This window comes from Mesorhizobium caraganae (assembly GCF_016836705.1).
In the GTDB taxonomy this organism is placed as follows: Bacteria; Pseudomonadota; Alphaproteobacteria; order Rhizobiales; family Rhizobiaceae; genus Mesorhizobium; species Mesorhizobium caraganae.
This window is the reverse complement of record NZ_JAFCGY010000017.1, coordinates 109,793-119,106: the sequence shown is the minus strand read 5'-3', so window position 1 is coordinate 119,106 and position 9,314 is coordinate 109,793. Positions and strand designations below refer to the sequence as shown.

Sequence of the window (9,314 nt, the reverse complement as noted above, 5' to 3'; positions counted from 1 at the left end):
ATGAAGCCCATGCCACTGCCGGCGGCACCAACAGCCTGTTCGAGAACCTCGCCGTCTCGCTCACCGACCAAGACGGCCAGAACGCCACAGGCACCCTGTCCGTCAACATCGTCGATGACGTGCCGACATTGGGAACCGTGCAAAGCCAGCAGGCAAGCACCGATACGTCGCAAACGCCGGCGGTTGGAACACTCCACTTTGTAGCTGGCGCCGACGGAGCCGGGGCCACCATGACGATTACGGCCAACACAACAGGCATTACTTCGGCCGGCCACAATCTTATCACGGAGCAGTCGGGCAATGTGCTAACCGCCTATGCCGACAACAACAACAACAGCACCCACGATGCGGGCGACACGGCGGTCTTCACCATCACCGTGAATCCGAATGCCGGCACGTCTGGCCAGTATACGTTCGATCTTTTGGCGCCATTGGACGGCACTGTCACCAATGTCTCCATTGCCTCGAGCGGCTCCTTCGGCGCAGGCCCCACCGATTCCATCGTCGTGACGGCGGGTGGCCAGAATGTCGTGATGGTGACCGGCTGGGCGCCGACGGATGCAGGCGGCTCCTTCACCGCACCACATGAGACGGCATGGCTGGCCGGCGGCATGCCATCGTTGACACAAACAAGCAACGTCAACGGCTCGACAGCAGGTTGGGGGCTTGGCAACAACAATTTCGACAAAGGGGAGTTCATGCGTTTCGATTTCGGAACGCCGGACGACTATGACGGCCCGGGCGGCTATACGGCCCCGGCCATCACCCTCGCGACTGTCAGCTATGCCAAGTTTTCGTTCGATGCGGTTACCGCCGGCGACAAGATCGAGTTCGTCGCCCACTATACCAACGGAACCACGGCTTCCTTCACTCCAACGGTCGGTTCGACGCTGCTGACGATCACATCGCCTGCCGGAACGCAGATCGCATGGGTCGACGCCTATGAATCGTCGGGGAAGACCAAGCTCAACCTGACGGATGTCGGGGTCACGAGCACCACGGTCGACCATACAATTCCGGTGACGCTGCAACTCACGGATGGCGATGGCGACGCAACAGGGACGGCGAATTTCACTGTCCACGTGGCCGCCGGGCTGACACCCTTTGCCATTGCCGCGCCGGTCGTGCTCGACCTCAACCACGATGGAATCCACACCACCGATCTGACACACTCCACCGTTTCGTTCGACTATAACGGCGATGGCGTCGCTTCGAAGACCGCGTGGGTCGACACGCATGACGGCATCCTGGCGATCGATCTCAATGGCGACAGCAAGGTGAACAATGGTTCCGAGATCGTCTTCACCCAGCATGCCGCCGGCGCCGCGACCGATCTTGTGGCGCTCGAACAGCTCTATGACACGAACCATGATGGCAAGTTGACTGCCGCCGATCACGACTTTGCGCAGTTTGGCGTCTGGCAGGATGCCAACGGCAACGGCGTGTCGGATGCAGGCGAGTTCAAATCTCTTGCCGCCCTGGGCATCGTCGAGATCGGTCTCGAAAGCAACGACCAGCACTCGGTTTCGGCGGACGGCTCGGTCTTGACCTATGGCGAGGCCACCTTCACGACCGCCGACGGTCAGACAGGCGCGGTCGGCGACATCGGCTTCGGCAACTACGATAGCGCTGGCTCCGGAAGCACGACCGCCGTCGCCGGCACTTCGGGAGCCGATACGTTCAAGCTCGACAATCTGAACATCAAGGATCTGATCGCCGACTACCATGGCGGTGAAGGGGACAAGATCGACTTGAGCGCGTTGTTCGACAAGGCGCCGGCCGGCAACATAGCCGACTATGTGCATTACGACACCGCGACCAGCACCGTGAGCGTCGATACCAGCGGCTCGGGCAACGCGGCCAACTTCGTGGATGTCGCCGTTCTGCAGAATGCGCCTGCCGCCGGCACGATCAACATCCTCTACGACGACACAGAACATCACCAGCACACGGCCACGATTTAGTACTTATGCGTGGCCGTGCTCTCATGCTACATATTAGCGAAACATAAAACCGCAGTTTGGAGAGGGACTTAAATGAAGCGTTGTGCAAGATTACTGGCTTCGGCCGCGGCGCTGCTGTTGGCTGGATCGACGGGCTTCGCCGCCGACATCATCGAAGGACCGGTGGCCGACTATTGCCGCACGGTCGGCACGTCAAACCTGGTGCTGAACGACAACATCGTCGATCTCAAGTCCGAGGTGGTGAAGCTGATGGACGAGTCGGTGGCCGTCGCCAACAGCTCGGAATGGATCAACTCTTCGCGCCCCGCCTTCGTCTGGGCATCGGAAGCCAAGGTCGCCTGCGGCATGGCCTATGGCTATCTCAAGACGAACTACAAAGACGAAGACACCCTCAACAAGTGTGAATGCTTCCACGACCGCATGGTCGAGTACATGAACTGACCGGAAGGGATCTGGCTGTGCCGGTTGGCTGACCCGATGGTCGGCGGACGATTGACCAAGGCGATCGCTGCGGCGATCGCATTGATCGGTTTTGGTCAGCTTGCCACGCAAGCCCGCGCCAACTGGCTGGAACGACCTGGCCTGGAGAGATCAGCACCGTCCGGCTTGACGCGGCCGGCCCGCGCCCCGGAATGGACGCGCAAGACATTCAAGGCATTCGCGACATGCCAGGCATCGCTGTACGGCCTGGAGCCGGTGCTGGCCCACGCGGTGATGGAGATCGAAAGCGGTTTCGATCCCGATGTGCACGGCGCCGACGGCGAAGTCGGCTTGATGCAGGTGATGCCGGGAACGGCGCGAATGCTCGGCTTTCGCGGTTCGCTCGACGAGCTCGGCGCGCCGGCGACCAACATCGCGCTCGGCGTCAGATATCTGGCGCAGGCAAACAGCCTTGCCGCAGGCGATCTCTGCACCACCGTCATGAAGTATCGCGCCGGGCACGGTGAAACCCGGTTCTCCGAACTTTCGGTCCGCTACTGCCGGCGTGCGCGTGCGATCCTGGCGAGAGAAGGCGTTTCTGTTGCCGGGCCGCTACCGGTGGCGACGTTCGGCTTTTTCGCATTCCCGACGGCAGGAGATGATGGCGCCCCTGCCCCGGGGAAGCGGATTTGCGTGCGCCGGCTGTTCGTGCCCGGGCCGCGATACATGAGATGCGCGGACTATCGAAGCGCCGCGCAAGCCAGAGTGATCAAGGCGCTCCGGGCAAGACTCTTCAACGGTTAGAGCAGTCCACCGTTTCGTGGGAACGGCGAACTGCTCTAACTCCCTGTTTTGACGCAATTCCCAAGGGAAAGCGCTACGCGCTTTTCCCGGGAAAACCGCTTCACACTTTTCCTGGAATTGCTCTAAACCACGGTCCAGCAATTACAAGGACGGCGACGCAAGTCTGCCGTAAGATGAATGGGATGAGACCGGACAAACAGCCGGCGGGATATGGGGAGGCATCATGGAATCTGGCCGGCAGGGCCACAGTTCGTGGACATGGGCGATCGTCTTTGCGCTCGCGGGCATAATATCGGGCTGCCAGTCGAAAGGCAGCGTCTCGGATGCACTCGATCCGGCGGCGATCGCCGCACCTGGAGCGCCGGCCGCCAGCGCCGCGGCCGGCCCGGCCCAAGCCACGCAGTCGCTCGGCACCGGATCGACGAAGGTCACGATGCTGCTGCCTTTGTCGGCCCCAGGTAACGTCGGCGAAAGCGGCAGAAAGATGCTCGATGCGACCAAGCTGGCGATGGCCGACCTTGGCAATGCACTGCTCACGGTCACGGTCGAGGACACCAAGGGCGACAGCGCGCACGCCAGCGAATTGGCGGTGAAGGCTATCACCACTGGAACAAAGATCGTCATCGGCCCGGTCGAGCTTGGGGCCGCTCAGCACATAGCCAAGCTGTCGGGATCGCAGCGGCCGCCAGTGCTGGCGCTGGCCGACAATTTCGCCGGTGGCCCGGGCGTCTATGCGGTGCGCCTCAGCGAGGCCGACAGCGCGGCCGCGGGCGCGGCCGGCCTGGCGGCCAAAGGCAGCAAGAAGTTCGTGCTGCTCGTCGCGGCCGGCGCGAATGCCAGCGCGGTTGAAAAGCGGGTCGCCAACAGCCTCAGCATCTATGGCGCGACGCTCGCCGTCACCCTTCCGTATTCGGCCGGTGACGGCGGCACAAAAGCGGTCAACGACATGAGCTCACTGGTCGATGCTCCCGATGCCATCGTCATCGCCAGCGGCGACGATAACCCGTCGCAGATCCTTGCGGCGCTCAAATCGAAAGGCATTCCTGGAAAAGCAGTCGCCGTCGTTGGAACCAACCGCTGGCTGGAACATCCGATCGAACCGCTGTTTGAAGGATCCTACATCGCCACACTCGATCCTAGCGAAACCGGGCCAATCGCCGACCGCTTCAAGACGACCTACAATTATCCAGCCGACGCCAATGTCGCCTACGCCTATGATATGGTCGCCCTGACAGCGGGGATTGCAAGTGCGGTCGGCCCCGGCGGCTTCAACAAGCAGGTGCTCGAAAATCGGAGCGGATTTCGCGGATCGACCGGCTTGTTCCGGTTTCGGGCGGATGGCTCCAGTGAGCGATCCATGCCCTTTTATCAGGTTCAAAAAGGTGCGCTCAAACTGGTCGCCAAATCGACGTCGGGGTACTGAGGGGCAAGACTCCCTGGGATCTGCTTGAGTTGATGGGCTGGCTGAGGCGCAATCGTTTGGTGGTATTGCTCGGAAGCCTGCTGCTTCTGACCGGGGTCTTGTTGATCGTCCGAGCCGCCGATCTGCTTTCCATCGATCGACCGGTACCAGCGCCACGTCAATCCATCGACGATGGCCAGCCAACGCGACCGGCTGCGACCGTCGCCAATACGCCATGGCGAGGGCGGGCACGCAAGATTGCTCAGGACCTTATCGCGCCGCCACAGCTTGATCCGGCACAAATCGAACGGGTAGAGCCGCGCCCGCCGCTCAGCGAGCTTGGCCAGGCAGCACCTGCAGGGCTGCGGATGCCAAAGGATTGGCCAGCGGTCCTGCTGTACCAACCGGTTGTCACCTCGTCGGCGACCTTCGAATCCATGGGACGCACGGTAGCCATCAGCGGGGTCCAGGGCATCAACCTGGACAAGGCTTGTTCGTTTCGCGACGTCGCCTGGCCTTGCGGCCAACGTGCTCGGGCGGCTTTCAATTCATGGCTGCGCGGTCGGGCGCTTAAATGCGTCGTGCCGCCGGAGATCGATCGTTTCGCCATTGCCGCACCGTGCAATTTGGGCAAACAGGATGTCGGTGCCTGGCTTGTCTCCAACGGCTGGGCGACGGCCTTGGCAAGTGGCATTTACGGCAAGGCGGAGGCAGTGGCCAAGGGTACCGAGATGGGCATATTCGGCCCGCCACAATAGCCGACAATTCGGTGTCGCTACCGTTGCCAGCGCAGCCTTGCATTGAAGGCCAGGTTTCGGCCGATGGTAGGCGATTGCGCCATTACTCAAATTGTATGATTCCTCGAAACTGAATGTGCAGCACCATGGCCTATGATAGTCGATCAGGCGGGAGATTGACTAATGATGACACCGATGGCGAATAGATCGCCCCAGCAATGGAAAGACGTCGCATGGCTTACCGCCTTGGGATCGGCGGGAATTTTGCTGCTTTCAGTTGGCCTCAACTATCTGCTTCTGTTCTCGGAAGCATTGACGCCGTTCGGCCGCAGCATGGTCACAGCGACCCTGTTGCCGGTCATCATCGGTGGCCCGCTTTTCCTGTTCATTGGCTTGCAGCGGATCGAGCTCAGCCATTATCGAAGAGAACTCAACAAGTCCGCGACCTTTGACAGCCTGACAGGCTGCCTCAACCGGACAGTCTTCACGTCGATGGTCGACAGGAGAACAACCAGGCAGGAATCGGCCGGTCCAAGATCCGGCGCCTTCCTGGTCGTTCATCCCGAACACATCAGGTCCATCAATCTGCGCTTCGGGCTGGACTGGGGTGACGAAGCCTTGCGGCTCATAGCCGCGACCATCCAGTCATCGGTGCGCAAGGAAGATCTGGTGGGCCGCATCGGAACCTCCATGTTCGGGGTCTTTCTGCCCGGTGCGACGGAAGACGATGCCAAGGAAATTGGCGAGCGTATCCGGGCGCGCGTGGCGCAGGCCTATTTCGCTCCGAAAGGAACCGAGGATACCCTGACCATCAGCGTCGGCGGCGTGGTGTTTGAAAACGAACTGGAATTCGAAGAGATGTTCCGGTCGGCGGAATCGCTGTTATCCGGTGTCGAACACAAGCCTGGATTTCAATTGTCGCACCTGCGCCACTAACGCCGAAGCGCCGCCTATATCCGGTCGACAATCGGCAGCGCGGTCCAACCGTCCAGGGCCTTGGCCAGCACGTTTGCCTCATCCGTATTGCCGTTCAATTCGCGATAGAGCCGGTCCGAGAAGAACCCGTTCTCGCCGTCTGCACGGCGATCGGCCGTATGGTTGGAAAGAACCGTCACCAGCTCCAACGATGGAGCGCCGGAAATCCCGTGTAGCAGCCACCTGCTACCACCGAGATGAATTTCAGCGCTACCTATTGTGGATGGCGGATCCAGCGATGGCAGTGTAGGGTTCGCTGCAAATAAGAATGACCCGTATCCTGGGCACTGCCAAGCTAACGAATCTGGGAGGATTCATGGTCGAGATCATCTCCAAGCGGGATGGCCCGCGGCGCGAGGATGTTCAGGTCAAGCGGCTGATCGAGCAGAACCGCTCGACCATCGTTCGCCTTGCCGACCAGATCAGCGGCGGTGGCTACTCCGCCTCCAGGCAGCCGCGCCAGCAACCGAAGGCTGAAGGGCTGATCATCCATGTTGGCGGCAGCGCGGCGACGGCCGCCGAAGCGAGCCCGTCCATCCGCGTCACCATGAACGGCCGTGTGATCTCCAAGGATCAGAACACCGGCCGCCAACTTCATCATATCGGCGATGTCCGCACCCGGAATGGGGAGCAGATCTTCGTCCTGGCAACAAAGCAGAACGGCTTTTTCTCTCCGATCGATGAAACCATCGCCGAGGCGCTTGCCAACCTGGACGGATCGCGGCTGACCGCGACTTATACCGAAGAACAGCTTGCCGCCGACATCGGTGCGAAACTCGACATCGACTGACCGTCGGCATTCGGGCGTCGCTGTGGACGTCCAACCCGCGAAGCATACAGAAATGGCATACCCCAAAAGGTACTGTGATGACTGAATGAAACACGCGAGCGGCACCAATCGGATGAAACGCGATGCGCTTCCGACGCGTGCGTCGATGGCCACCGGACAGCTGGCTCTGGACAACATCGACTATGATGAGCGCGCCACCATGCGCGCCTGGGAGAGTTTTCTTTCCGACGAGCCGACATCCGCTCGCGATCCGGTTCATGTTCGCTCGCTGATTCACGATTCCTGGTATCGCAGCGCTACTGGCGGCATCAATGCGCAGGGCATCGAAGCGCCGCTGAGCAGCGACCGAAACGAGATCGAGTATCTGACCCGTGCCAATGCCGAACTGCTATCGGCGGCGAGGCGGTCATTCGCCTCGCTTGGCCGGTTGCTGGACGGTACGGGAGCGATGCTGGTGCTTGCCGACGGCGACGGCGTGCTGATCGATGCCATCGGCGACAAGAAGACACTGCATGACGGCATGGATATTCATCTGGCCGTTGGCGGCAAATGGAACGAGGACGCCGTCGGAACCAATGGCATCGGCACGGCACTGTGGACCGGTGAGCCGATCTTCGTCCACGCCGCCGAACATTTCTGCGCCGGTATCAAATCCTGGACCTGTGCCGGCGCGCCGATTCGCGATCCGCTGGACGGCAAGATCATCGGCGTCGTCGATCTGTCAGGCTATTCGCCGATCTTCCGGCCGCACAACACGGCCCTCGTCGCCGCCACTGCCAGGCAAATCGAAAAGGCGCTGGCCGAGCAGCAGCAAGAGCAGCGCACCCGTCTGCTCGAAGCCTTCATTTCCTCGGCGCCCAGCTACCGCCGGAAGGACGGGCTGGTGATCGTCGACCATCGTGGCCGCGCGATCTTCTGCAACAACGTGCCCAACGGCGACACGACGGAGATGATGGACGGCCCGATGGAACCGGGCCGTGGTCGCTGGCTCATGAACCTGCCGGTCTCGGGCTCCGACACCGATCTCGCCAACGCGCTGCCGCCGCATCTCCGATCCTGCCATGTCACGCCACTGAAGCTCGACGGCGACCTTCGGGGCGCGGCTCTTGTGTTTCCCTCGACGCCAGCCGTCTCCAGCATCACGGTGACAGGCCGGGAGGGCAACAAACACCTGCGGGCAGCCGCGGCGATGATCGTCGGCGAAAGCGAAAAATTGCTGGCCGCTGTCGATGTCGCCTCCCGGGTGGCCGGCTCGAACGGGGTCACTTCGTTGCTGATAGAGGGCGAAACCGGCGTCGGAAAGGAGCTATTTGCGCGGCTGGTCCATGCCGGCAGCCGGCGCAGCGAAAACGACCCGTTCATCGCCATGAACTGTGGCGCAATCACCAAAGAGCTGTTCGGCAGCGAATTGTTCGGCCATGTGGGCGGCGCCTTTACCGGAGCTTCGCGTGACGGCAAGCCGGGCATCTTCGAACTGGCCAATGGCGGCGTGCTCAGTCTTGACGAGATCGGCGAGTTGCCGCTCGAAATCCAGCCATTCCTGTTGCGTGTCCTGGAGGAGCGCGTGGTCCACCGCATCGGCGACTCCAGGGGTCGGCCGGTAGACGTGCGACTGGTCGCCTCGACCAATCGCGACCTCAAGCAGGAGGTCGCGGCCGGACGCTTCCGCAGCGATCTCTACTACCGCATCGGTGCGGTCTCGATCCATGTCCCGCCCCTGCGAGAACGCGGTGACGACGTGCTGCTGCTGATCGAGCATTTCAACCGGCAGATCGCGAAGCTGGGAGGCAACGATCCGCTGGAGTTCTCGAACGAAGCTTCCGACGCGCTGCTGGCCTATCGCTGGCCGGGAAATGTGCGCGAACTGAAGAACCTCGTCGAGCGGCTGCACATAATGGCGCGCGGCGGCACGATCGAACTGAAAGACCTTCCCGGAGAAATCAGTGCGGGCAATCGCAACAGCATGGCCATGCACAGCGACCATCCCACGGCCATGCTCGAAGCACCGGTGTACTCTTTCGAGGATGCGGAACGCCAGGCGATCAAGAATGCGCTTGTCGCGGAGGCCGGCAATCTAAGCAAGGTTGCGCTGCGGCTCGGCATTTCGCGGCCGACACTCTATCGCAAGCTCGGCCAATACGGCATCCGGCGCGGTTTTATCTGATGCGCAGCACAAAAAGGAACCCCATGGCATTTGCGCCATGGGGTTGGGAAGTTGTGGC

9 protein-coding genes are annotated in these 9,314 nt (G+C 61.5%); 8 read left to right on the top strand and 1 reads right to left on the bottom strand.

What is annotated here, in order from left to right; translation table 11 throughout:
• The 6 genes from JQK88_RS24250 to JQK88_RS24225 all read left to right on the top strand — a co-directional run.
• On the top strand, positions 1-1,964 hold a 1,964-nt coding region (locus JQK88_RS24250; RefSeq protein WP_203279659.1), incomplete at its 5' end, for an SPM autocatalytic domain-containing protein.
• A 72-nt stretch (positions 1,965-2,036) separates the two neighbouring features.
• Positions 2,037-2,405 carry a hypothetical protein gene (locus tag JQK88_RS24245; protein WP_142868946.1) on the top strand — a complete coding sequence of 123 codons (369 nt, stop codon included), beginning with the start codon at positions 2,037-2,039 and terminating at the stop codon, positions 2,403-2,405.
• Between the two features lie 24 nt (positions 2,406-2,429).
• Complete coding sequence (locus tag JQK88_RS24240; RefSeq protein WP_246750004.1) at positions 2,430-3,188, top strand: lytic transglycosylase domain-containing protein; 759 nt, start codon at positions 2,430-2,432, stop codon at positions 3,186-3,188.
• 223 nt (positions 3,189-3,411) lie between these two features.
• Positions 3,412-4,611: a type 1 periplasmic-binding domain-containing protein gene (locus JQK88_RS24235; protein WP_192250735.1), complete on the top strand. Its 1,200-nt coding sequence runs from the start codon at positions 3,412-3,414 to the stop codon at positions 4,609-4,611.
• Between the two features lie 32 nt (positions 4,612-4,643).
• The gene (locus JQK88_RS24230) at positions 4,644-5,348 is read left to right on the top strand and encodes a thermonuclease family protein (RefSeq protein ID WP_203279665.1); all 705 of its coding nucleotides are present in this window, start codon (positions 4,644-4,646) and stop codon (positions 5,346-5,348) included.
• A 162-nt stretch (positions 5,349-5,510) separates the two neighbouring features.
• Complete coding sequence (locus tag JQK88_RS24225) at positions 5,511-6,263, top strand: GGDEF domain-containing protein (RefSeq protein ID WP_203279658.1); 753 nt, start codon at positions 5,511-5,513, stop codon at positions 6,261-6,263.
• A gap of 14 nt (positions 6,264-6,277) precedes the next feature.
• Here the strand turns inward: JQK88_RS24225 and JQK88_RS24220 are convergent, their stop codons facing one another.
• Positions 6,278-6,451 carry a hypothetical protein gene (locus JQK88_RS24220; protein ID WP_203279657.1) on the bottom strand — a complete coding sequence of 58 codons (174 nt, stop codon included), beginning with the start codon at positions 6,449-6,451 and terminating at the stop codon, positions 6,278-6,280.
• A 167-nt stretch (positions 6,452-6,618) separates the two neighbouring features.
• On the opposite strand from JQK88_RS24220, the gene JQK88_RS24215 reads away from it, so the two are divergent.
• Together JQK88_RS24215 and JQK88_RS24210 are read left to right on the top strand one after the other, a co-directional pair.
• A complete protein-coding gene (locus JQK88_RS24215; protein ID WP_203279656.1) occupies positions 6,619-7,092 on the top strand; it encodes a hypothetical protein in 474 nt (157 codons plus the stop codon).
• Positions 7,093-7,177: 85 nt separating this feature from the next.
• A complete protein-coding gene (locus tag JQK88_RS24210) occupies positions 7,178-9,256 on the top strand; it encodes a sigma-54-dependent Fis family transcriptional regulator (protein ID WP_203279655.1) in 2,079 nt (692 codons plus the stop codon).
• Positions 9,257-9,314: the final 58 nt, after the last annotated feature.